The following is a 24196-nucleotide window of genomic DNA, read 5'->3' as shown; positions in this document are numbered from 1 at the left end:
GGGCAAACATGGAAAACTTTGATGTAATCGTCATCGGCGGTGGTCCTGCTGGCCTGTCTGCCGCGCTCAGTGCTGCACGAGCTGGCATGAAAACTGTCGTCATTGAGCGTGGAGACTATCCAGGAACCAAGAATGTAATGGGTGGCATACTTTATACAAAAGCTACTGATATGGTTGTACCAGAGTTCTGGAAAGAAGCACCCTTAGAACGTCCAATCATTGAACAACGTATCGCTATGTTGAGTGGCGATGAGTCTATCATGGCAGGTTACCGAGATCCTGCTTGGGGTAAAGAGCCTTATAATGCACATTCAATTTTTAGAGTAAAGTTCGACCGTTGGCTTGCGGAACAAGCGGAAAAAGCCGGGGTCATGATTATTACAGAAACATTAGTAGAAAATCTATTATATAAAGGCGACGAAGTGGTTGGAGTCCGAACAGGACGTGCTGAAGGGGATTTAGGAGCGAAAGTAGTTATTATAGCGGAAGGGGTTAATAACTTCATAGCGGTTAAAGCTGGACTTGCCAAACCATTAAGACCTGAATCAGTGGCAGTTACTGCAAAGGAAGTTATCGCTTTGCCGAAAGAAAAGATTGAAGATCGTTTCTGTCTCGAAGAAGGCCAAGGCGCCACTATCGAATTATATGGAGACTCTACTGCCGGGATGATGGGTGTAGGTTTTATCTATACTAATAAAGATTCACTTTCAATTGGTGTTGGTGCAATTCTACAACCTTTTATTCGTAATAATTGGACCCCGAATGATCTATTGGAGAATTTAAAATCAAAACCTTATGTAAAACGACTTCTTCAAGGCGGTGAAACGAAGGAATACTTGTCTCACCTAATACCTGAAGGCGGATATACTCAAGTACCTAAACTGCATCGACAAGGGGTCCTTGTCGTTGGAGATACGGCAATGCTTATGAACTCGTTGAATAGAGAAGGTTCAAATCTTGCCATGATTTCGGGTAAAATAGCAGGTGAAGTTGCTGCTCAGGCCATCAAGGCTGGCGATGTCAGTGACCATGCCATGACCGTTTACGAAACCCGCCTGCGAGATTCCTTTGTTCTTAAAGACCTTCACCATTATCGTCATATGGGCAAATTCTTTGAGGAAAATCCACATCTCTTAAAAGTATATCCTAAGTTATTATCTAAAGCTGCTAAGATGTATTTAACAGCTGATGGTACGCCTAAGAAACAACGTCAAAAGGAAATTATCAAGATGGCCTTCGAAAACCGTTCGAAAGGCGGTTTAATTAAAGATATTTATGGAGCATGGAGGGCGCTCTTATGAAATTAGATGATAAACTATATTTGGTTCGTTTTAACACTGATAAATTAAGCCACATTAAGATCGCTAACCCAAATGTTTGCTTGCAGCAGTGTCAAGATAAACCTTGTACTCGTTTTTGCCCGGCTCATGTTTATGATTGGGACGAAGAAGAAAAACGTATTGCAGTTGGTTATGAAGGATGCCTTGAGTGTGGCACCTGCCTTATCGGGTGTCCCTTTGGGAATATTGACTGGAAGTACCCTAGAGGTGGATTCGGAGTTTCCTGGAAAAATGGGTAATCTGGAATAGCCATAAGAGTTAAGTTTTCACGTAAGGTACTTATCTTATTGTAAGAACGAAAGATAAGTACCCTTACTAAATAGTAAACTTTAATACTGAGCAGGGAGGGCTGACACCCGTCTTTGCTCTTTTATTTGTATAAAGATCTTTGACAGGCATTTCTACAATGGGTAGAATATAGACGAAGGAAGGGATCAATCTTCAATGGATATGAATCAGCAAGAAGTGGCCTGCGAGAAAGAAGTTCAACTTATTAAACGATTAAAATCTTTAAATAAGGTCCTGGTCGCTTTTTCGGGTGGAGTAGATTCAACCTATCTTTTAGCTGTCGCTCAAGAATCCTTAGGTCAAAATTGCCAAGCGGTTTTTGCGCGTGGGCTGATGATTTCGACTCAAGAAGAACAGGAGGCTCTCGCTTTAGTTACAAAATATAATTTTCCGGTACAAGTGATTGACTTTGATGTTTTGGGTCTTCAGGAGTTCCGAAATAATCCGCCAAATCGTTGTTATTTTTGTAAGAAGAAACTCTTCGAGACATTTCTTGAATTGAGCAAAAGCAAGGATAATGCTGCAGTTATTGATGGAACAAATGCTTCAGATGCCCAAGATTATCGTCCAGGGCGGGTAGCTCTTGAAGAGTTAGGTATTATTAGTCCGCTTCTGGAAGCAGGTCTTACTAAAGCTGAAATACGAATTTTATCAAAACTTCGTAATTTACCAACTTGGAACAAACCCTCGATGGCATGTTTAGCATCCAGGGTCCCTTATGGAGATGCAATTGATGCCGAATTACTCCAACGTATTGCACGAGCTGAAGCCATACTTCAGCAAAAGGGATACTTAGAATGTCGGGTGCGAGCTCACGGGGAAATTGCCCGCATTGAGATTCCCATTAACAGTTTTCTGAAATGTATCCAGGAACATGCTGAAATCACAGCCCCTTTGTTAGAATTGGGTTTTAGATTTGTTACCTTAGACTTAATGGGACTCCGTTCGGGAAGTCTCAATCCCATTTAACAGGAGGCTTATTAATGAATGAAGAGACTATAAGAGCCCTTCTTGAATCTGTTCATCAAGGTTCGTGTTCCCCAGATAAAGCATTTCATCAATTAAAAGATCTTCCCTATGAAAACTTAGACTTTGCACGCTTAGATCATCATCGTGCATTGCGAACTGGGCAAGCAGAAGTGATTTTTTGTCAAGGGAAACAACCCGATCATATAATCTCGATACTTAAACACTTAGGTGAAAAAGACCAAAATGTTTTGGGTACTAGACTTGACCCCCAAACTGCAGAACTGATCTTAGCTCATTTTCCAGACGCTATCTATGATCGACTAGCTCGTTGTCTCCTCTTGCGCCCCTTGTCAGAACCCACAATTCCTGGCAAAATCCTAATTATGACTGCCGGAACTGCGGATCTGGCGGTAGCCCAAGAAGCTTGGCTAACTGCTCGTTATATGGGCCATGACGTTGATACACTTTTTGATGTCGGGGTGGCCGGGATACATCGACTTCTGGGACAGAGAGAACTAATGGATCAAGCTGAAGTAATAATTGTTGTTGCTGGAATGGAGGGGGCATTAGCAAGCGTTGTTGGCGGGCTGGTAGAGCAACCAGTTATCGCAGTACCAACCAGCGTAGGGTATGGTGCTCATTTTCAAGGCCTGGCAGCCTTACTCAGTATGTTAAACACTTGTGCCTCAGGAATTGGGGTCGTGAATATTGACAACGGTTTTGGGGCAGCCTCTTTAGCCTCTGCAATAGTGCGCCGCATAACGAGACATGAGTAACGAAGGAGCATTGACTTTGAAAATTTTATACTGGGATACATTTGCTGGCATAAGCGGCGACATGGCTCTGGGGTCCTTGATTGCCTTAGGAGCTGATCCTGGAATTATTGTAAATCAGCTTCACTCGATGGGATTGACCGAATTTGTGCTTGATGTACGGGAACGACAAGTCCATGGGATTAAAGCTACAGATATCAATGTCGTAATTCTTGGACAAAACTCAGAGCATGACAATCACGAAGATCACGATCACCATAAACATGAGCATGAGCATCATCACGAACATGAGCATGATCACGAACATAAACATGACCACGAGCATAACCATAACCGCCGTCTTCCGGATATTCAAAAGATGATTCTTAGTGGAGATTTATCAGAACGGGCCAGAAAAAATGCCCTTAAGGTCTTTAATGTTTTAGCCGAGGCAGAGGCGAATATTCATGGAATGACGATTGATGAGGTTCATTTTCATGAAGTTGGCGCAGTTGATTCCCTAGTTGATATTGTTGGAACGTGTATCGCCTTAGATCAGCTTGATATTGATTCCATCAAGGTTTCAACGTTGCCTTGGTCACATGGTTTTGTGAAATGTGCCCATGGAACTCTGCCTTTACCTGCACCTGCATCGCTAATGCTGTTGAAGGGATTTAAATTTCGTGATTCAGGAATCACCGGGGAACTTATTACCCCGACGGGAGCTGCTCTTATTCGTGCTCTAGCTGAGCAATCAACTTTTCCAGAGATGGCTTTGCTCAATGTCGGATATGGATCTGGAAAAAATGATTACGGCATTCCGAGTTTGTTGCGTGCAGTATTAGGAGATATTTGAATAGAGGTGAAATATGTTCGCAGAAATATTTAATACCCTTCAACAATCTGGATGGAAGCTCGTTACTTTAGAAGGAAACTGGGTGTCTGCGACGCACGAATCACTGAAACGCGGGCTTTTATTGGGGAATATAAGCAATCTTCCCCAAGACTTTAGACCCTTAATACAAAGCTACGGCAATCCTTCACAATGGGATGTAATTGTTTTTTGCCCTAATGGAATTGATTCTTCTGATTTGAAGAAGAACCATTTTCCGGGTGTACAGCTTTGGTACTGGGATATTCAACAAGGTAACCTGTTCCCCTTTCCTCCAACAAATGATCCATTGATACCTAAATGGTTAAAACAACTAGCCAACGGAAATGACGTGGGGATAAACAAGAGGGTTGAAAAACAGTTCATTCCATTTTTATCGTACATTTTTTTAGGGATAAACCTTATCGTCTTTATATTAATGACCCTAGCAGGAGGATCGACAGAACAGCGAGTCCTTATTGCTTTTGGAGCGAAGGTAAACACCCTGATTCAAGCAGGTGAAGTATGGCGTTTACTTACAAGCACTTTTATTCATATAGGTTATTTGCACCTCGTCTTTAACCTTTATGCATTATGGTCGTTAGGTCCATTTAGTGAGGAAAGGTTTGGACATGGACGTTTTTTTGTGATCTATATTATGAGTGGGCTTGGGGGATCAATTGCCAGCTTTTTCTTTTCCTCAGCCTTATCCGCGGGAGCTTCAGGTGCTATTTTCGGACTTTTAGGATCGCTCTTGTACTATAGCTTAAAACGGCCATTGCTTTGGAAATCTGGCTTCGGTATGAATCTGGTTATTGTCATACTTATCAATTTTGGGTTTGGACTTACTCAGCCGGGAATTGATAATTTCGCTCATCTTGGAGGTCTGCTTATGGGTATAATAACCACTGTTCTCTTGTCCAATCAATCAAGATTTAATACTTAAAGAAAGGTCCAAATTGTTCCAGATTTACATAAAAATACCTCTATTTTGAAGTGTATTTTTGAGCCTTCAAGGGACAAAATAGAATCAAGAGCTTGCGGTTTCTTAGCAAGGTGGCTTTTCACAGAGTCATCGTTAGTTATGAAAGCGTAAGTTCTTTTTCGGCACTAAGCTTACCTAAGTACCTTCATCCCTTCTTACATATCCAGAATTTGAAGATAACCTTTCTAAGTTAACTTTCTTCACATAGAAAAGATATAAAAGCCTTAAAATTGCTATTATTGAACTAGGAAGTGCTCACTTAAATGTTATAATGTAAGAAGAGAGGAGGGACACTTTGAAAAAAGGCAGAATAAAAACCAACTATTTTTCACGCGATCGTTGGATACAATTAATATTGCTTGTGATAATTCTTCTTGTGTGTGGAAGACTAGTCGTTCTTCAAGTTGTTCAGGCTTCAAACCTCAAGGCTAAAGGTATTGAAAGACGAACGATTGATCAAAGCCTTAGACCTGATCGAGGCGCAATCTTTGATGCCCAAGGCAACGTCTTAGCTCAAAGTATCCCTGTCAAAGAAGTCTATGCTGATCCTAGAATGTTGAGTAAACAGATTGAGAACAAGAAATTTGAACGAAGCAAAGAGGATGTAGCTAAAGAACTGGGAAGTATCTTAGAAATTGATCCGCAAGCTATACTCGATAAGCTCAATAAAGATCGGGCTTGGATAAGCCTGGCACATCAAGTGGATATTCAAAAGGCAGATGAAATTAAGGCTTTGAAAATTCCGGGAGTAGGCTACAGTGAAGAAGAGAAACGGGTATATCCTATGGGAATGTTTGCCGCCTCTGCACTGGGAATCGTGAATGGGGACGGTCATGGTGTAGAAGGCGTTGAATACTATTATGATAAGGAGTTGTTTGGTAAGCCAGGGTTCCAATCCGAAGAGCAAGACACAAAAGCACGTTCTATATTGGATGCTCTCAACCAAGGAGACCCCTCAAGGCCTGGAAACTCGATAACCTTAACCTTAGACGCCACAATTCAATATTATATTGAGCAACAATTAGATCAGGCAATGAAAGCTACCAACGCTAATAGTGTCACGATTCTGGCTATGGATCCGATGACAGGACGTGTTTTGGGCATGGGATCCCGTCCCTCGTTTGATCCTACAGACTATAATAATGTTACACCCGAAGTTCGGCGAAATTTAGCTATCAGTATGTCCTATGAACCAGGTTCGACCTTCAAAATTATTACTGGTGCAGCTGCATTGGAAGAAGGAAAAATTCAACCGGACGATACGTTTGAAGATCCTGGATTCTTACGGATATCACCCCTCTATATTACAAACTGGGATTCTGATCAAAAGCCTCATGGTTATCCTACTTTTACCGAAGGAATGCAGTTGTCTTCCAATGTCGTACTAGCCCAGGTTGGATTAAAGATGGGTAAAGCAATCTTTGATACATATCTGAAGGCTTTCGGTTTTGGGTCTAAAACAAGTATTGATATTTCTGGAGAAGAAAGTGGATTACTCCTTCCCGAAGAAAAAATTCGGGAAATTGATATTGCAACTATGTCGTTTGGTCAAGCCAATTCTGTTACTCCAATCCAATTATTAACGGCAATTTCCGCAATTGCCAATGGAGGAACACTTTATCGACCCTATATAGTGGATAAGATTTCGACCTTTGATGGTCAAATCGTTGAACAAAAACAACCCACTTCTGTTCGGCAGGTTGTTTCACAATCCACGGCAAACCAAATGACAAATATTCTTGAACAAGTGGTTTCTAATGGAACAGGAAATACAGCTAGTATTCCTGGTATACGGGTTGCAGGAAAAACGGGAACTGCTCAAAAAGTAGACCCCAAAACAGGGGGATATTCTACCACGGACTTCATCGCTTCATTTGTAGCTTACGCACCGGCAGAAGATCCTAAAATTGCTGTACTTGTAATAATCGATACGCCTAAAACCGAAGAAGGACATCAGGGTGGGACATTAGCGGGACCGAGGGCTAAAGCGATAATTGAAGGTGCATTGCAATACTATGGACTTCCTGTATCCAACGATACGCAGAGTACAGTTGTCATTTCTCCTAGTGATACTGCCGTCAGACCATTGCCTCAACCGGTTATCCCTGAGCGCACACCCATTGGGGGGGAAATAGTTATTCCAGACTTAACAGGAATGACGATGCGACAGGCTGGAGAAACGCTGGCAAAATCAGAATTACACTTTGACTTTTCAGGCAGCGGATTAGTGAATCAACAATCCCCCCAAGCGGGAAAAATTGTAACCAGAGGTGCAACCGTAGAGGTTAAGTTTTCTCCATTAACACCTTAATTCTAAATTGGAGTCGATTTGCTGGGATTTTATGCAACTTCATTTCTTAATCCGGGTATGCTAGGATGACTCAGCGAACATAAAATTATGAAGGAATGATTAGAATATGCGTCTTGACCAACAGATTGACTTAATGAAAGAGGACATAATATCCGCAGTACAGGCTTGTATCCAAATTAAGAGCGTTAAAGATATTGAACATGCTTCAGAGGGTGCACCTTTCGGTCCAGGGATTAAAGATGCTTTAGAATGGACTTTGGCACTTGGAAAAATGTTTGGTTTTACGGTCAAAAATGTTGATGGTTATGCAGGACATATTGAAATGGGCACGGGTGAACTATTAGGTATTCTAGGACACATTGATGTTGTTCCAGAAGGGGATGGATGGTCTGTGCCTCCATATAGTGCAACTATTGTTGATGGCAAGATTCTGGGCAGAGGAGCTTTAGATGATAAAGGGCCAACTTTGGCAGCGCTCTTCGCCATGAAAGCCATTAAAGACGCCAACATACCTTTAAAGATGAGAGTTCGGCTAATTTTAGGCACTGATGAGGAATCTGGTTGGGAAGATATGGCTTATTATCTAAAAAAAGAAGAAACTCCTCAAATTGGATTTGCACCGGATGCTGAATTCCCTGTAATTCATGCTGAAAAAGGAATTCTCCATCTGGAATTAGCTAAGTCACACGCAACCTCTTTTCCGCATCTACTAAGCGTTCGCGGTGGAGAAAGAGCTAACGTTGTTCCCGATCGCTGTGATGTTGCCTTAAAGGGGATCTCTTACGATGATCTGGCTAAGCTATTAAACAACTTCTCTTTTCCGGAAGGGGTTAGCGGTACTTTGGTGAGCCAGAAATTGGAACAAGAGATCAAGCTTATTTTTAAAGGAGTAGGTGCCCACGGAAGCCTCCCGCAAAATGGTAAAAATGCAGTTCTACACGCCTTAAGATTCCTGAGAACGTTACCACTGAGCTCCGAGGAACAACAAATTTTAGATTTCATCTTAACCAATCCTGGCACAGGCTTTTATGGAGAAGGCTTTGGAGTGGCTTTAAGTGATGAACCTTCAGGTAAACTTTCTCTCAACCTTGGTATTTTAGAATTGACATCAGATGATACTCGCTTTGTAATTGATATCCGATATCCTGTTACGTATCAGCGTAACGATGTTTTTCTGCCGATTGAAAAGATTGCATTAAAAGAGCAATTTAGAATTAAGATATTAAATCATCAAGAGGCACATCACGTCCCAAAAGAGAGCCATTTAGTTCAGTCTTTGTTGAAAGCCTACTCTGATGTAACCGGCCTCGAGCCCTTTGCTTTTGCCATTGGCGGAGGAACTTATGCTAAAGCTCTTCCCCAAGGAGTTGCCTTTGGCCCCACTTTTCCAGGTGAGCCGGAAGTGATCCATTGTCCAGATGAATACATTCCTATCAACAATCTCCTTTTAACAACCAAAGTGTATGCTCAAGCTATTCTTAACTTAGCAGCCGACGTATAGAATCAATAAACTAGAAATTAGCTGATTGCATGATAGTACTAAAATATAATCGGTATGTATTGATGAGTCATAACCATAAAGTTATTGACAATTAAACATTTAAAAAGTATACTCTTAATTGTTGCTTGTGCGCCACTAGCTCAGCTGGTAGAGCATCCGACTCTTAATCGGCAGGTCCCTGGTTCGAATCCTGGGTGGCGCACCAAAAATGCAAAAATGTTTTATAAAATAAGCATTTCGAGTTTTCGAGATGCTTATTTTTTGTCATTTGGACAGTTTGAGACCTTCCGATTAGTTGATGTTATTTACCTAGTCGGAAGATCTCAAATCAGCGTTAATAAATGATAAACCTAAAAACAATTAATTCGTTCTTTGTAACCAAACAACAAGCTTCCAAGGACTCAACTTTATACATAGCTCACAGATTCTCAGCTACGGAAACCACCGCGCCAGCCGGTTTAGTGCTTTGTCTATAACTGGAAGTTTCGATAAACCTAATTTAATCCATATTAGTAGTTAATGGGAACCTCAATTAATTTCTGCTGTTTTCGGGACATAGGATATACGAAGCAAATACCATTGAAAGAGAAATCTTACAACGGTATTTTCTTATTCTTAAATTAAAATACTAGAGTTGTGTCAAAAACAAATTGAACGGAGTGCTTGGTGCAGGTTTGGTAAAATAAAAATAATGGAGATAAAGATATGACAGAATTCTGGGAATCGAGTTTTATAGAAAAACAAATGATGTGGGGGTTTGAACCTTCAGACTCCACAATCTTGACAAAGGACTTTTTCCTTGAGAGGAAAGTTAAGGACATATTGATTCCGGGTATTGGATACGGCAGAAATGCAAAGATTTTTTATGACAACGGAATTAATGTAACAGGTATTGAGATTTCGAAAACAGCAATTGATTTGGCAAGACAAAACGGGATTGATATTAGAATCTATCATGGTTCAGTAACGGACATGCCTTTTGATGACAAACTTTATGACGGTATATATTGCTATGCACTTATTCATTTATTGAATAATCGTGAAAGAAGAAAATTTATCAAAGATTGCTATAGTCAGCTAAAACCAAACGGATATATGATTTTTACAGCTGTTTCAAAGAAAGCCCCAATGTTTCGAAAGGGTAAACAACTGAGTAAAGATCGATTCGAGACAATGAAGGGAGTAAAAATATTCTTTTATGATGCTGATTCGGTAAAACGAGAATTCAAAGAGTATGGATTAATAGAAATTTCAGAAATTGATGAGTCGATTAAGAATATGGGAGATAAACCTCCAGTGAAATTTATGATTGTAAAATGTAAAAAGAGAACTTTACATCCTGACGTAAGCACCAATCACAGACATAATCCCGCATATGATTACGGGAGGATATGTCTGTAATTGTTAAGAGTAGAATATTCATCTCTTTGAAGTAATGCATGACTAAGAAAGTTCAAGGTATATTTGAAGTTAAAGCTACTGATTGTTCTGAGCTATAACTCTTTACATATAAAGTATTTTTCATGACCACAATAGCTTTTGACTGCAGGAGAATCTAAAAATACCTAGAATAATTAATTTACATCATTTATATCCCAAAATCCTAAATTATTTATTCCTTACCCTATATTAATTGCATTACGCCAGTCTTACATATTAAAGAAATACAAGCCTATGATTAAATAATCTGAATTGCATTTAAATGTTGAGAGATATACAATATTATAACAAACATAAGTATGATGTGTTCAGTATGCATGTAAAGAGAGGAGGTGGTGCAATGCAAAGTGAGGGTGTACAAACCGTCGAAAGGGCTTTGGCAATCCTAAATTGTTTTACCAACGAAGACGACATATGGGGAGTCACGGAGCTTAGCAAGAAATTAGAACTCTCTAAGAGTGTAATACATAGGATATTGGTTACGTTGCACCGTAATGGATTTGTAGATAAGGATGTCTATACTGACAAATACCGTCTTGGTATGAAGGTGATTGAATTAGGAAAAGTGGCAACTAATCAGCTGGGCTTGCGTAAAATTGCACTGCCGATAATGCAGGAGATGGGCAAAGTCACAGGAGAATCTGTACTCTTAACAAAGAAACAAGGCAAAATGGGTTTGGGAATAGAAATTGTTGAAGGGCCATACTCAATAGCGATTCGTGCTGCTTTCGGAATCGGTCTTCCTCTGCATTGCGGTGCATCGAAAAAGGTATTGTTAGCTTTCCAAACGCAGGAGTTTATCGATACATATCTTCAAAACGAGAATTTAATTAGGGTAAGTGATAAGGGCAGAATTGATGCGAATATACTAAAGGAAGAACTCACCCGCATTCGCCAGGAAGGTGTTGCTGTGACGGCGGGAGACGTAGATTTTGGAGCATATGGCGTGGCTGCCCCCATTTATGATGATAATGGAAACGTTTTTGCGAGTATTTCTGTTTCAGGAAGGTCTTTTGGGTTCTTAGAGGAAAGGGCAGAGCAAATCTCATTACTGGTAAAGAAAGCGGCCCGTGAGATCTCTGTGAAACTGGGTTATCCTCATCATGGAGTAAAGGGTGAGGAGTTTGATAAATAAACAGAAATAGAATAAGAATAAGATTTAGATCTTCCTACCTAGATGGTAGGATTTTCGATTTTTATAGAAAAGTTTTAAGGAAAGATATATGCTAAGAACAACGAATGTTATCCAAAGAATATTCTTGTTTGCAGCAGCCCTTGGATTGATTAAGCCGGGATTGATAACAGATACGGTGGGTATTTCGGTATTGATAATTGTATTCTTCTGGCAACGGTATCAGCGTAATTCAGAAAACACTATAAGACCAGCTATTAGTTTGGATCAGACTATTGAGCGATAATATCATATGGACATGGGTCTGACTCGCGATAGAATTTTAACTTTTTGCTAAAATTCTATCGCGAGTTTATATTTTTAACCTAAACCTAAAAGTTCGTTAAGCAAAACTTTACAAAGAAAGTATATATTTAATAGTGTTAATATATATAGAAAAGAGGAGGTACATATAAAATAGGTTCATTAACAGAAAGCCTTGTTTTATCAATACCCTAACAAAAGTATCGAAAAAATCTCTTCCTAACGTTTTTGCGACGGAATCCTATTAATACTTTGCGTCGGCTCCGATAAGATTTATTTCTTAAGGTTTTAACGCCTGTCTGTATTAAAAAGGAGGCTAGAACAATGACCCAGCAATATAAATATTCCTTATTAAATTCCAAAGAAGCTACATACTATCTGGAAGTTTCAAGGTTTAAATTTAAAAAGCTTATTAAGGAAGGGCATTTATCTCCGCAGATTTGGACTAGTCGCAACGGAAAAGAGGTACATTTCTTTGACCCAACGGAGTTGACTAAAGTTAAAAAGATGTTGATGAAGGAAGGTTATCACTACCAATATGCCTAATTATTTTTGTAAAAAGATGGGGATGTAACGAAACTTGTTTTCCGGTTTATTTCATCCCCACTCTATTTGTTAATCCCCTTATATATTAGAGGACTGTACACCACTTCAAAGGTGTACAGTCCTCTTTTTTGGGATAAGGCACCACCAGCTTGAAAAAATCTCAAGTTTCGTTACGGCCCCATCTTTATTGCGGAGTTTAGACTATTGAAAAAAACGCTTTAAATCCTAAATTTGCTAACCCCATTTTGTAAGTCCTGAGCTAAGTTTGTCAGACTATGACAAGAAAGGTTTATCTCATCGATAGAAGCAGTGAATTCGTCAATTGCTGAAGATACATTTGCTGCCTGTCCAGCTGTACTCTGACTAACTGTGCCGATATCTTGAACCCCTGAAACGATTTGCTGACTTCCTGCCGCCATTTGCTGTATGGAAGAGGCGACTCCGCCAATTTGTTCAGACACTTCATCAACCATCTTCAAGATATCATTGAGGTCGTAACCTACTTTATTTACCGCTTCAATACCATCATTGACGTAAATCTCTTCAGCATTAATTGCAACAGTAGCATGGGAGATGTTTTCCCTGTTAACAACAACCAAATCTGAGATTTGTCCAGTTGCTGCTTTAGCCTTTTCAGCCAACTTTCGAACCTCTTCAGCTACTACGGAAAAGCCGCGTCCGTGTTCACCAGCCCGGGCAGCTTCAATGGCGGCGTTTAAGGCAAGAAGGTTGGTTTGTTCGGTGATACTGGTTATTAAATGAGCAATATTTGCTATTTGTTCAGAGCCATCAGCCAGTAAAGTAATAGCATTTTTTACAACTTGAGTACCTTCACTGACGTTGTCCATTTGTTTAACGGCCTGCGTGAGAGCCATTTGCCCATCTTTCGTAGCAAAGGCCGTTTTTGTTGTCAGGGCTGTGACGCGCTGACCTGCCTCTGCTACTATTTGAATGTTAGCGTTTATTTGTTCTAGAGCTGCCACAGTCTCGCTGACTGCGCCAGCTTGTTTTTCTGTGCCGCATGCCACCTCTGTGACGGACAGGGCGATTTGGCCGGAGGCCTTCGACCCTTGTTCTGTAATAGTTAAGAGCTGGTTAGCAGAGGAGGTTACTTGTTCGGAGGACTTCGAAACTCTTCTTACCAAAGTTGACAGGCTTATAGTCATCTGATTAAAAGCCTGTGCTAATTGTCCGGCTTCGTCCTTGGATTCAGTATTGATCCGGGTCACTGTTAGATTTCCTGCAGCCAGCTCTCGAACATTAGCCAGCATTATTTGCAAAGGCTTGGAAATGGCACGAGCTACCAGGGCCCCGATGGTCACAGCCAGTACTGCCGCGGCAAGAGGGAAGCCAAATATAACTTTCTCGGCACGGATGAAATTAAGATTTTCGCGGGCGATGGTACTTTGGGCTTTCTGGGCGCTGAAATCTACAAGTTCGGGAAGCAGGGTGTTTATTTCCTCTAGAATTTGGGTAACGTTAACAGAAAAATAGGCGTAGGCCGCGTCCTTGTCATTACTATCTATGAGAAGAACTACCTGCTGCCATTCATTACTGTATTTTTGCAGTCCTTCTCTTACTTTTGTCAGTTTTGCAACTTCAAAGGGCTCTATGGCATGGGGAGTATAGTTGTCTAGAGACTCATTGATCAAGCCTTGCAGTACAGTTGTCTGAATAAGCAGGTTTTGTTTTTGAGAAGAGTCAAGAGGGGCCAAAAGGAGTTCTGCGTTGACACTATGAATCATTCGGACATTAGCATTAGCCTCATTGATCAATTTCACTGAAATCAGAGAATTTGAATAGATATCGTTCATAGCCACTTTGGCTTGTCGGTAATAGTAATACCCCATAAAACTTAAACCAAGCATGAAGACTACCATGACAAGGACCAAAGCATTGATTTTATAAAATGTTTTCCAGTTATTGAACCACTTCATAACATTTACTCCCCCTATCTAACTAAATAAGAGTTGCCTCCAATTGCCTTAACTTCTTTCTTGATCTGGGCTGCCCGCTCGGAAACGAGCAAGGGTGTCCAATTCTGCTCAGCGGTGTTTATGATGAGGCCTGCCAGAGCAACGCTAAGGCTTTCTGTTCCGGTTAACTGCTTACATGATTGTTCGAATTGGAAGAGTATATTAACTGCTAATTTTTCCAGTTCTAAAGATGAGGAGATGATTATAAAATCGTCGCCGCCAATGTGTCCGACAAAAGTTTCCTGAGCAGTATTGCAGGATGCACTCAGTAAAACCGCGCTTAACATCTTAATAGCTACATCTCCTTGTTGGAAACCGAATAAGTCGTTATAATATTTGAATTTGTTAAGATCAACATATATTAGGCCAAAGGTCGATCTGCGTTCTAAATGCTGTCGAATTTCTTGGTCAATGAGGAGGTTGCCAGGCAACCCGGTAAGTGGGTTAGCACCTCGGGCAATTTGGATCTGTCTCTCAGCCATGGTTTTAATTAAATTTGCCACTGAGACCAAACCGATCGGTTTGCGTTGATTTGCGACAATAATGCCATCGTAGAGCTGAGAACAAGAACGTTGCATAGCTAAACTAGACACCACTTCCAAAGGAGTGGTGTCTTCAACTATAAGAGGATTTGTGTCCATCAGAATTGGTATAGTGCGTTCAGAATAAAGTGTGACACCGTAACGAGTACCTAGGGCTGAAAATAGTCTGTCTCGTTGCATTACACCGACTAAACGGGAGTCTTCGGTTATGCCCACTAACCATTGATGCGGATGATCACGGAAATAAGTTTCCACAGCATTAACCAGAGTATGAGTATTGAAGAGGGGCAAGGGTTCTACCATAGAAAGAATCGAGTTTTGTTCTGCAGATTTAAGCCGGTGTTTGACATCCAAAATTTCTTTAACTGCTGGATTAATGCACTTTCGGTCAAAGGAGGGTCTGGCAATAAAGAATCCCTGTATGTAATCCACCCCTAATTGGACCACCGTGCGCAATTCTTCAGCAGTTTCCACCCCTTCGGCAATGATGAGGCATCCTATACGCTTAGAAAAGGTAACGAACGTTTCTAGTAAGGCCCATTTGATAGGGTCAGCATTAACACCTTTTATTAAAGAGCGGTCAACTTTCAGAAAATCAGGATGCAACTCAGCAACGGACTGGAGGGAAGAGTAGCCAGCCCCAACGTCATCTAAAGCGATTAAGTACCCTTGCTTACGATAATGATCTAAGGCATCCCGGAATGTGGAAAAATCCTCTATAGCACTTCGTTCGGTAATTTCCAGTACAACATCTGAAGGAGTTAAACCTTTTTCACTCAGCAGTTTTCTAGTATGACCAGAGGCAAACTCGGGGTCAATTAGGACAAGAGGGTTAATGTTAAGGAAAAGCCTTTCTTTGTTTTGGGATATTGAAGGGTAGGAAGTAATAGCTTGACGCCGGCAAAGTGTTTCGATTGGATAGAGCTGCCCAATCTTTTCGGCAAATGGGAAGAGGTCAGCAATATTATTAAAACAAGTAGAGCTTGGGATACGGGCCAATGCTTCAAAACCAAACACTTCTCCGCTTCGGGCTTCAATGATTGGTTGAAAAGCGGCCTTCAAGTATTTTTCGGGTTCTTCGATTAGATAGGTAATCTCTTGGCGGCGAGCAAAAAAGTTGGGATCAGGTTCCGATTTATTTAGAAGGAAAGCCTCTTTCACAGCCGCATACAGTAAATAATCCGGGCTCCGGCCGGCTTCGTTAATACACTGGGCAATTCCCGAACGAAGACTGATTTTCTCGCTAACCAGTTTCCTTATTCTGTGGTTAAACCTTTCTTCCAGAGGAATAACCCATTTTTCGATGGTTTCCGTTATGTTCCAATGTATGTTTTTTCCCGGTACGAAATAAACAACGAAGTCGTCCCCGCCCCTGCTTTCAAAATGAGAAAACAGGTAGAGATTACGTTGCTGCTTAATCGTATGACTTATTTCATTCTCAATTTCTTCTAGGATTTGTCTGCAAATTTTGTAGCCGTACCGAAATTCCACCTCTTGAAATTTAACAATGTCAAGATATAAAACCCAGACTGTTTTGTCATCCCTTAGTAGACGGTATAATTTACGTTGGCTTATATCTACCGACTTAAACATTTGAAAACTCCTTTTTAGATCAAACATCGGCTCTAATTCGAGTCTTACTATTGAAGATCCTTACTAAATAATAATGTCTCAATGTAAAGTTTTGATGAATTGAATATTAATTTATTGTTAAATTTACCCTCTGTAGGCACGATTAGTTACTTTATTTCATTTGCAGGAGCTTAATCTTCTTGTATTTATCTATAATGAGTAATTCTACAAAGAAATAATTTAAAATAACTTAAACTTAACAGAACTGAGTGTTTTTTTAACATAGAAATAATACATTCTTTACAGTTATGTCTTAAAATTATCTATAAGAACAAAGGAGAGGTGTTGACTTGATTATGTATGAAAGGATTATTGGTCAAACACTCAGTAAGATGACGAAGATACTTCTTGCTTCGGCAGGTCCCTTGCAATATTTTCTTGACTCTCCAGGTGTAACCCATGTTCATTGTCTAAAACAGGCCTATATTGTATTGAAGCAGGATGGGAAAGAGGATGCAGCCACATTATTCAATGCTTATCACTCTGCGCTCACCAAAGGCTTATACTGGGCTGATCGCGGTTGGAAAAACGTTAATCATTTTTACAGCCATCCTGACAAGCAGGGAATCATCGTCTGGCCGGGCGCAACCGCTGAGTGCCAATACTATTTCAACATGGCTTTTAGCCTTTTTCCCAAGAACCTTGATAAAGGCATGTTTTTCTTGGGAGCAGCGTTACACCTAATACAAGACATGTGTGTACCTCACCATTCGTTGGGGATTTTGTTCGACGGTCATAAAGAATTTGAAACATGGGCGACCGAAAACTGGGATAAGTTTCCTGCTATAAAGGGTATGTATCTGCCATTTTCACATCCAGCTCAATGGATTGATCATAATGCCCATGCTTCTGGACCTTTATACTCTCTGGTATCAATGAAGGAAGGATGCTCAGAAGAGAGTTATATAAAAGCGTCGGAAACTTTAATTCCTTTGACAATTGCAACTTCTGCAGGTTTTTTGGATTTTGTTAGTCAAAGAATTAACACTTAACATAACATTCCAGCCAATTAGTTTTAGTCGAGCTTTTTGTGACTTCTTATAATTATCTCAGTAAAAAGGCTATTAAGAGGGAGGAATAGAGTTGAGGCAGTTAAGGGTTCTCGTGTTTTCTGCAGGATTTGGAAACGGACATTTTAGAGCAGCCGAAGCTGTGATTGAAGGTATACAGATCAAGGCACCTTCAGCAAAGATAATGCACTTGGATTTTGGCGATTTTCTGAGTAAGCGGTTTAATACCATGGCTAAAAACGTTTACATGGAAATGATTAAGCATACCCCTAAACTCTGGGGAAAATTTTATGATAAAACTGCTAAGTTTCATCCTAATTCGATGATTCAACGATTCCTTAAACAATTAGGACGAAAGGATTTTGTTAGCTGCATTCAGGCCTTTGCTCCAGATCTGATCGTTTGTACCTATCCAACTGTGTCTTCAATTCTGGCCCAGTTGAGGCTGGAACAAATCCTTCAGGTTCCGGTAATCACAGTGATTACCGATTATACTGTTCACAGTCACTGGGTCCATCCGGGTGTTGATCGTTATATGGTGGCTTGTGAGGAGGTAAAGGAAAGTTTAGTATCCTGGGGAATCAGAGAGAGGTCTATTCTTGTGACGGGGATCCCTGTCAGCCCAAAATTTGAATTGCAAATGGATCGCGAGTACATTATCACTGAGCTGGGATTAAATCCTGATGTTCCCATTTTTTTAGTCATGGGAGGAGCGTATGAGAGTCTTAAAAGTACAAAAAGAATTTGCCATAGACTAGCAAATTCTCTCGTTCCTGTTCAGTCGATTATTGTTTGCGGGAAAAATGACAAGCTTTATGATTCATTAGGAGAGCTGGTTCAACAATCCCCTAATCCTATGATGCGGCTAAGGTACGTTCATAATATTGAAGAGCTCATGTCGATTTCAACTTTGATCATTACAAAAGCCGGAGGGTTAACAGTTTCCGAGGCTCTAACCAAACACTTGCCGCTTGTAATCTACAAAGCTATTCCAGGTCAGGAGGAAGCAAATGCGGATTTTCTTCTTCGTTTAGGCGCTGGAAACGTAGCAAATACTGAACAAGATCTATTCCGTCTTTTAAAACGTTATTTGACGAATCCTAAGGAAATTGTTGAAATGCGAGAAAAAGCTGCTTCATCATTAATAGGCCAGTCTGCAGAAAGAACTGCAGAGGCAATCTTTGAACTATTATTAGATGCGAAAAAGGACCTGATAATTTGTTGAAGACAGTTGGCTTATACAAGGATACTAATATTTAACAGTAAATTTACCTTCAGTTCATTAAGACTTTACATTAGTCGATTAAAATGAAGATGCTAATAAATGTATTTCACAAAAGTAAAGGGGGGGCCTTATTGAGGGGAGTTTTATTATGGCAAGTATTTTAGTCATTGAGGACGAACTACAGATACAAGAAGTCCTGGGTACTAGTTTGGAAAAAGAAGGTTTTTTGGTTATTAAAGCATCGGATGGGGAACAAGGGTTAGAACTTGCCAGGAAGAATAAACCCGATCTTATTATTATTGATCTAACGTTACCACTGCTTAATGGATTTGATGTAACTAAAAAATTGCGCTCACAGAAAGATACCAATACCATTCCAATAATAATTCTAAGCGCTAGCGACGATGTGACAGACAAAATAATCGGACTTGAGCTAGGCGCCGATGACTATTTATCTAAGCCTTTTAATCCTAGAGAATTGTCCGCGAGAATAAAGGCTAGACTCAGAGAAGTTCATCGTATAAGTAATACCAATGACAGTCCGCTGAAATGGGGAGAGTTGAAGATAACCAAAGAAAGCTACAGTGTTTTCTTAGCAGAACAACCCCTAAACTTAACAGTAAAGGAATTTGAATTGCTAGTTCTCTTCGTAACAAATCCTTACCAAGTATTCAGTCGAGAATATTTGATCCAAAAGGTCTGGGGCAATCTTTCCAGCACAGGTACCAGAGCACTTGATGTTCATATTAGTCATTTGCGAAATAAATTGAAGCCCTTAGGCCCGGTTCTCGATTCCGTACGTGGAGTCGGTTATACTTTTACACATCGACCTAAGAACTGAAATTTAACTCAAACTTTACATTGATTTCATTAATACTTTACAATCGTCCATTATAATCAATCTGTACTTAAGAAAATTTAAGGAGGAAACTAAATTGTTTAAATCTAAATCGAGGATTGCTCTTGTAAGTACCACTTTAATCGCTTTACTGGCTCTGGTAGGATGTGGTCAAACTGCGGCTCCAACTACAACACCTGCTCCAAGCTCTACATCTATTGACAAGAAAACTATATCTGCTGCAGGATCAACTGCATTACAACCCCTTGTCAAATTAGCTGCCGATGAGTTCATGGCTAAAAATTCCGGCGTGCAAGTGAACCTAAGCGGTGGTGGGTCTATGACAGGTCTAAATAATGTTGCCAGCGGCTCTATTGAGATCGGTAACTCAGACGTCGTCAGCCCTGAAGAACTAAAAAGTGCGGGATTAGTTGATCACCAAGTATGCATTGCTCCTTTCTTACTAATTGTTAATAAAGATGTCAAAGTTGATAACTTAACCAAAGCTCAAGCAGCGGATATATTTACTGGAAAAATAACCAACTGGAAAGATGTTGGCGGTCAAGACCTCAAAATATCCATTATTGGTCGGGCTGCATCTTCTGGAACCCGCTTGAACGTTGAGAAGATCGTAATGGACGGTCAAAAGATGACTGACGCTGCCGCCGCTCAAGATTCAACAGGTAACTTGCTCACTGGTGTCGCCCAAACTGCTGGGGCTATTGGCTATATTGATGCAGCCTATTTGAAAGACACTGTCAAGGCGCTAAAGTTTAATGGAGTTGCGTACAGCCCAGAGGCTGTAATTAGTGGACAGTATCCTATCTACTCCTATGAACATATGTACACAAAAGGAGAGCCTACTGGAACTGTAAAAGCCTTCTTAGACTATATTATGAGTGCTGAATTCCAAGATAAGAATGTTGAGAAGACTGGATTTATCCCCGTTAGTAAGATGAAAAAATAAGATACAACTCGATGAAATAACATCGCTATGAATTGGGAGCAAGATATCTCTTGCTCCCAATTCTGTATGCTCATCTTAAAAATGTTAACCTGAACTTTACATTCTCTTAATTTATAATTTACACGCATAAGTTAAACTAATTATAAGCTAATTAAATTGATTACATATGATCAAATATTAGCGAGGTTTAAATTTCTAGAAATGAAAATTGGAGGTGTAACAGGTTGCCTCAACGTAAGTCCTGGGTATATTATAATGACCGTTTATCACGTTATTTATTTATTAGCAGTGCAGTTTTGGTGTCATTAATCATCTTATGCATTATTTGGTTTGTAGGTATGCAGGGCCTATCGACATTTCGTGAGGTCAGCATAATTGAATTCTTCACAAGCAGCAAATGGAGTCCAGACTCTGGAAAGTTTGGAGCACTGACATTTATTGCTGGATCGATTGGAACGACATTAATTGCAATACTGCTTGGAGGTCCATTGGGTCTGGCTGGAGCTGTATTTTTAGCTGAAATTGCTCCGCCTTGGGTGCGCGCCTTCATGCGTCCGGCCACAGATCTGTTTGCTGGGATTCCGTCTGTAGTGTATGGATACGTTGGTATTACCGTCATCGTAGGTTTGACAGGAAAACTCACCAACTCCCCAACCGGCTACGGCATGTTGGCTGCAGGGATTGTATTAGCTATCATGATTCTGCCAACGGTGATAAGTCTTTCCGAAGATGCTTTACGCTCCTTACCGAGAACCTATAAAGAAGCTTCGTTAGCCCTAGGGGCAACACGTTGGCAAACTATACGCAGAGTCCTTGTGCCAGCAGCATCCCCGGGAATATTAACTGCGATTATTTTAGCCATGGCCAGGGCCATCGGAGAAACGATGGCGGTTCAGATGGTTATTGGAAATTCTCCACGATTTCCTGATTCTTTAGGCAGTCCTACCTCAACGTTAACTAGTAATATTGTTATGGAAATGGGCAATACCCCCTTCGGTTCAACGTGGAATAACGGCTTATTTATGATGGCATTTATTCTGCTGATCATTGCCCTTATTATGATTATTCTTGTCAGAACAGCCTCACGAAAGGGGGCAGCTCGTTGAAAGCTCATCAAGCCGATCGTTTTGCCACTATTATGCTCTGGATAGGATCTTTAGCTATTGTAGCTATACTGATTGCTTTTTTAACTCTCATTTTAGGACGGGGTCTGCCTCATCTGACGAGTGAGTTCTTTAATGGCCCAGATGGGGTGAGGGGTCAGCTGTTTAATTCATTCTATATTTTGTTTCTTTCCTTAGTTCTCTCGCTGCCTGTCGGGCTAGGTGCCGGAATATACATGGCTGAATATGCTCCGAAAAACAAATTTACAGACCTGATTCGTTTGAGTACAGAGAGTTTAGCCAGTGTTCCATCTATAGTCTTTGGCCTTTTCGGCATGATCGTGTTTGTAAACATGTTTGGTTTAGGATTCACCATCTTAGGAGGGTCTGCAACTCTGGCCTTACTAAATTTACCTATCTTAGTGCGCGTCACTGAAGAATCTTTACGCGCGGTACCTAGGAGTTACCGAGAAGCCAGTCTAGCGTTAGGGGCTACTATGTGGCAGACTTTACGAAAGGTAATTCTGCCGACTGCTCTGCCTGGACTTATTACAGGAATAACCCTAGTCGCCGGCAGGGCGTTAGGTGAAACAGCAATATTGATCTTCACAGCGGGTATGAATGTCTCTCGAATACCATTTGATGTTAATCCTCTTGCTGCCGGTGAGACATTAGCTGTGCACTTATTTGCCGTTAAGTCAAATCCATTGCCAGGAACGAATGCTGACCAAATTGCTGATGGGACAGCCGCACTGCTAATTATTATGGTCATAGTTTTTAATATTTGCTTGACACTTCCCAGTCGTTGGTTGCAACGCCGCCAGCTAGGAAGAAATAAGGTGTAGCATTTTATACATGGATATAAGGAGAAGTTGATATGGATAAGATCGTGGTCAATAAACTCGACCTTTTTTACGGCGATCAGCAGGCCTTAAATAACATAGGCATAGCAATGAAGGAAAGAAGTGTGACAGCTCTAATAGGTCCCTCCGGCTGTGGTAAATCCACTTTTTTGCGCACGCTCAATCGGATGCAAGATTTAATCCCCAGTGTGAAGATTATGGGTCAAGTAAAGATTGATGGGCAGGATATTTATGCTGCCGGTACAGATGTTGTCTTACTAAGAAAAAAGGTAGGAATGGTCTTTCAAAATCCTAATCCCTTTCCTAAGTCAGTTTTTGAAAACGTTGCTTATGGTCCGCGAATTCATGGAGAAACTGACAAGAAAAAATTGAGTGAAATAGTTGAGACAAGTTTAAAGGATGCAGCCTTATGGAATGAAGTTAAAGATCGCTTGCATGAATCTGCACTGGGTCTGTCTGGCGGTCAGCAACAACGGCTTTGTATTGCACGCCTATTGGCTGTGGGTCCTGAAATTTTGTTAATGGATGAACCGACATCGGCGCTTGATCCCATCTCTACCATGAAGATTGAAGAGCTGATTTCTGAGTTGAAAGACAAATATACAATTATCATTGTTACACATAATATGCATCAAGCCTCTCGTGTTTCAGACCGAACGGCATTTTTCTTAAGTGGTGATTTAATTGAAGAAGATGTAACGAGTGTCCTTTTTACCCGGCCAGCTAAGAAAAAAACGGAAGATTATATTTCCGGGCGTTTTGGGTAAGGGGTTCCATTTAAATTAGAAGCAGCTGTATAATATAAAAAACTTAATAAGAGAGGAGGAATACTAAATGCCGACTCGTCAGAAATTTGATCATGAATTAGAGGAATTGCGCGTTAATATTCTAGAGATGGGAAACTTGGTTAACCAACAAATAGCCCTTGCGGTTAGTTCTTTGATTAATCAAAATCTAGAATTAGCAAACTCAATTGTAGTAAAGGATTTGGACCTTAATGATTTGCAAGCAATAATTGAAGAAAAATGTATTCTTCTTATAGCTACACAGCAACCCTTTGCCCGTGATTTACGCAAGCTTGTGGCTGGGTTTAAGATTTCTATTTACCTTGAACGAATGGGTGATCTGTCTGTTGATCTCGCAAAGGTAACTATTAGAATAGGTCAGGATGAATTGATAAAGCCCTTGGTCGACATTCCTCGCATGAGTGCTTTGGTGCAAGAGATGATTAACATTGGACTAAAGGCCTACGTCGACGAAGATTGTGGTGCCGCAGCAGAAATGGCGTTAATGGATGATGAAATTGACAAAATCTACTCTGGAGTTTTTGGGGAACTAAGGACCATCATGATGGAAGACCCTAACAAGGTGACACAAGCTAATTACCTTCTCTTTGCTAGTCGTTTTTTAGAGCGACTTGGAGATTACTGTACAAATATCGCTGAAGAGATCGTCTATATTTGTAATGGGAAGAGAATGGATTTAAACGAATAAAGTTAACACTAACTGAAAACGATTTAATATATGACGTTAGAATATAAGAAAGATATCACTAGGGTAAATCTTCGGGTTACCACAGTGATATCTTTCTTATATTTACCA

The 24196-nt window shown here is 40.5% G+C and carries 22 protein-coding genes and 1 tRNA gene; 21 read left to right on the top strand and 2 right to left on the bottom strand.

The window, feature by feature from the left end; genetic code table 11:
* The first annotated feature begins 8 nt into the window (after positions 1-8).
* The 13 genes from M8E35_RS02740 (at position 9) to M8E35_RS02680 (ending at position 12438) form a co-directional block, all read left to right on the top strand.
* On the top strand, positions 9-1301 hold the full coding sequence (locus M8E35_RS02740) for an FAD-dependent oxidoreductase (protein ID WP_252467215.1): 1293 nt from the start codon (positions 9-11) through the stop codon (positions 1299-1301).
* A complete protein-coding gene (locus M8E35_RS02735) occupies positions 1298-1579 on the top strand; it encodes a ferredoxin family protein (protein ID WP_073029009.1) in 282 nt (93 codons plus the stop codon). Before M8E35_RS02740 ends, M8E35_RS02735 begins: the two co-directional genes overlap by 4 nt.
* A 205-nt stretch (positions 1580-1784) precedes the next feature.
* Positions 1785-2597, top strand: a complete 813-nt coding sequence (gene larE / locus M8E35_RS02730) for an ATP-dependent sacrificial sulfur transferase LarE (RefSeq protein WP_252467212.1) — start codon at positions 1785-1787, stop codon at positions 2595-2597.
* A gap of 14 nt (positions 2598-2611) precedes the next feature.
* The gene (larB, locus tag M8E35_RS02725) at positions 2612-3373 is read left to right on the top strand and encodes a nickel pincer cofactor biosynthesis protein LarB (RefSeq protein WP_252467210.1); all 762 of its coding nucleotides are present in this window, start codon (positions 2612-2614) and stop codon (positions 3371-3373) included.
* 16 nt (positions 3374-3389) lie between these two features.
* On the top strand, positions 3390-4205 hold the full coding sequence (gene larC, locus M8E35_RS02720; protein ID WP_252467209.1) for a nickel pincer cofactor biosynthesis protein LarC: 816 nt from the start codon (positions 3390-3392) through the stop codon (positions 4203-4205).
* 13 nt (positions 4206-4218) lie between these two features.
* Complete coding sequence (locus tag M8E35_RS02715) at positions 4219-5166, top strand: rhomboid family intramembrane serine protease (protein ID WP_252467207.1); 948 nt, start codon at positions 4219-4221, stop codon at positions 5164-5166.
* A gap of 349 nt (positions 5167-5515) precedes the next feature.
* Positions 5516-7516: a PASTA domain-containing penicillin-binding protein gene (locus tag M8E35_RS02710; RefSeq protein ID WP_373887419.1), complete on the top strand. Its 2001-nt coding sequence runs from the start codon at positions 5516-5518 to the stop codon at positions 7514-7516.
* A gap of 106 nt (positions 7517-7622) precedes the next feature.
* The gene (gene pepV, locus M8E35_RS02705; protein WP_252467203.1) at positions 7623-9017 is read left to right on the top strand and encodes a dipeptidase PepV; all 1395 of its coding nucleotides are present in this window, start codon (positions 7623-7625) and stop codon (positions 9015-9017) included.
* A gap of 129 nt (positions 9018-9146) precedes the next feature.
* Positions 9147-9222, top strand: a tRNA-Lys gene (locus M8E35_RS02700).
* Between the two features lie 500 nt (positions 9223-9722).
* Positions 9723-10418, top strand: a complete 696-nt coding sequence (locus M8E35_RS02695) for a class I SAM-dependent methyltransferase (protein WP_252467202.1) — start codon at positions 9723-9725, stop codon at positions 10416-10418.
* A gap of 379 nt (positions 10419-10797) precedes the next feature.
* A complete protein-coding gene (locus M8E35_RS02690; RefSeq protein ID WP_252467200.1) occupies positions 10798-11592 on the top strand; it encodes an IclR family transcriptional regulator in 795 nt (264 codons plus the stop codon).
* An 88-nt stretch (positions 11593-11680) separates the two neighbouring features.
* The gene (locus M8E35_RS02685; protein ID WP_252467199.1) at positions 11681-11875 is read left to right on the top strand and encodes a hypothetical protein; all 195 of its coding nucleotides are present in this window, start codon (positions 11681-11683) and stop codon (positions 11873-11875) included.
* A gap of 341 nt (positions 11876-12216) precedes the next feature.
* A complete protein-coding gene (locus tag M8E35_RS02680; RefSeq protein ID WP_252467198.1) occupies positions 12217-12438 on the top strand; it encodes a hypothetical protein in 222 nt (73 codons plus the stop codon).
* A 218-nt stretch (positions 12439-12656) separates the two neighbouring features.
* Here the strand turns inward: M8E35_RS02680 and M8E35_RS02675 are convergent, their stop codons facing one another.
* Complete coding sequence (locus M8E35_RS02675) at positions 12657-14375, bottom strand: methyl-accepting chemotaxis protein (protein ID WP_252467197.1); 1719 nt, start codon at positions 14373-14375, stop codon at positions 12657-12659.
* A gap of 14 nt (positions 14376-14389) precedes the next feature.
* A complete protein-coding gene (locus M8E35_RS02670; RefSeq protein WP_252467196.1) occupies positions 14390-16549 on the bottom strand; it encodes a GGDEF domain-containing protein in 2160 nt (719 codons plus the stop codon).
* Positions 16550-16884: 335 nt separating this feature from the next.
* Here M8E35_RS02670 and M8E35_RS02665 point away from each other — a divergent pair, with 335 nt between their 5' ends.
* The 8 genes from M8E35_RS02665 to phoU all read left to right on the top strand — a co-directional run bounded on the left by M8E35_RS02665 (position 16885) and on the right by phoU (position 24088).
* Entirely contained in the window at positions 16885-17580 is a 696-nt protein-coding gene (locus tag M8E35_RS02665) for a zinc dependent phospholipase C family protein (RefSeq protein ID WP_252467476.1), read from the top strand.
* A gap of 91 nt (positions 17581-17671) precedes the next feature.
* Positions 17672-18823 (top strand): MGDG synthase family glycosyltransferase, encoded by a 1152-nt coding sequence (locus tag M8E35_RS02660; protein WP_252467195.1) that lies wholly within the window; start codon positions 17672-17674, stop codon positions 18821-18823.
* A gap of 148 nt (positions 18824-18971) precedes the next feature.
* The gene (locus M8E35_RS02655) at positions 18972-19664 is read left to right on the top strand and encodes a response regulator transcription factor (protein ID WP_252467194.1); all 693 of its coding nucleotides are present in this window, start codon (positions 18972-18974) and stop codon (positions 19662-19664) included.
* Positions 19665-19758: 94 nt separating this feature from the next.
* Entirely contained in the window at positions 19759-20628 is an 870-nt protein-coding gene (locus M8E35_RS02650; RefSeq protein ID WP_252467193.1) for a phosphate ABC transporter substrate-binding protein, read from the top strand.
* 224 nt (positions 20629-20852) lie between these two features.
* Complete coding sequence (gene pstC / locus M8E35_RS02645) at positions 20853-21734, top strand: phosphate ABC transporter permease subunit PstC (RefSeq protein ID WP_252467192.1); 882 nt, start codon at positions 20853-20855, stop codon at positions 21732-21734.
* The gene (pstA, locus tag M8E35_RS02640; protein WP_252467191.1) at positions 21731-22576 is read left to right on the top strand and encodes a phosphate ABC transporter permease PstA; all 846 of its coding nucleotides are present in this window, start codon (positions 21731-21733) and stop codon (positions 22574-22576) included. The genes pstC and pstA overlap by 4 nt, the downstream gene beginning before the upstream one ends.
* 32 nt (positions 22577-22608) lie before the next feature.
* Complete coding sequence (gene pstB, locus M8E35_RS02635) at positions 22609-23361, top strand: phosphate ABC transporter ATP-binding protein PstB (RefSeq protein ID WP_252467190.1); 753 nt, start codon at positions 22609-22611, stop codon at positions 23359-23361.
* A 67-nt stretch (positions 23362-23428) separates the two neighbouring features.
* Complete coding sequence (phoU, locus tag M8E35_RS02630) at positions 23429-24088, top strand: phosphate signaling complex protein PhoU (RefSeq protein ID WP_252467189.1); 660 nt, start codon at positions 23429-23431, stop codon at positions 24086-24088.
* Positions 24089-24196: the final 108 nt, after the last annotated feature.

The organism is Desulfosporosinus nitroreducens, assembly GCF_023897015.1.
Classification (GTDB): Bacteria; Bacillota; Desulfitobacteriia; order Desulfitobacteriales; family Desulfitobacteriaceae; genus Desulfosporosinus; species Desulfosporosinus nitroreducens.
The sequence above is the reverse complement of the archived record's forward strand: the minus strand, read 5'-3'. Positions and strand labels throughout refer to the sequence as shown.

Bases quoted from the DNA above. Each gene is read 5' to 3' on its own strand.
- M8E35_RS02740 (WP_252467215.1), top strand. From the start codon at position 9: ATGGAAAACTTTGATGTAATCGTCATCGGCGGTGGTCCTGCTGGCCTG.
- M8E35_RS02735 (WP_073029009.1), top strand. From the start codon at position 1,298: ATGAAATTAGATGATAAACTATATTTGGTTCGTTTTAACACTGATAAA.
- larE (WP_252467212.1), top strand. From the start codon at position 1,785: ATGGATATGAATCAGCAAGAAGTGGCCTGCGAGAAAGAAGTTCAACTT.
- larB (WP_252467210.1), top strand. From the start codon at position 2,612: ATGAATGAAGAGACTATAAGAGCCCTTCTTGAATCTGTTCATCAAGGT.
- M8E35_RS02715 (WP_252467207.1), top strand. From the start codon at position 4,219: ATGTTCGCAGAAATATTTAATACCCTTCAACAATCTGGATGGAAGCTC.
- pepV (WP_252467203.1), top strand. From the start codon at position 7,623: ATGCGTCTTGACCAACAGATTGACTTAATGAAAGAGGACATAATATCC.
- M8E35_RS02695 (WP_252467202.1), top strand. From the start codon at position 9,723: ATGACAGAATTCTGGGAATCGAGTTTTATAGAAAAACAAATGATGTGG.
- M8E35_RS02690 (WP_252467200.1), top strand. From the start codon at position 10,798: ATGCAAAGTGAGGGTGTACAAACCGTCGAAAGGGCTTTGGCAATCCTA.
- M8E35_RS02685 (WP_252467199.1), top strand. From the start codon at position 11,681: ATGCTAAGAACAACGAATGTTATCCAAAGAATATTCTTGTTTGCAGCA.
- M8E35_RS02680 (WP_252467198.1), top strand. From the start codon at position 12,217: ATGACCCAGCAATATAAATATTCCTTATTAAATTCCAAAGAAGCTACA.
- M8E35_RS02675 (WP_252467197.1), bottom strand. From the start codon at position 14,375: ATGAAGTGGTTCAATAACTGGAAAACATTTTATAAAATCAATGCTTTG.
- M8E35_RS02670 (WP_252467196.1), bottom strand. From the start codon at position 16,549: ATGTTTAAGTCGGTAGATATAAGCCAACGTAAATTATACCGTCTACTA.
- M8E35_RS02665 (WP_252467476.1), top strand. From the start codon at position 16,885: ATGTATGAAAGGATTATTGGTCAAACACTCAGTAAGATGACGAAGATA.
- M8E35_RS02655 (WP_252467194.1), top strand. From the start codon at position 18,972: ATGGCAAGTATTTTAGTCATTGAGGACGAACTACAGATACAAGAAGTC.
- pstB (WP_252467190.1), top strand. From the start codon at position 22,609: ATGGATAAGATCGTGGTCAATAAACTCGACCTTTTTTACGGCGATCAG.
- phoU (WP_252467189.1), top strand. From the start codon at position 23,429: ATGCCGACTCGTCAGAAATTTGATCATGAATTAGAGGAATTGCGCGTT.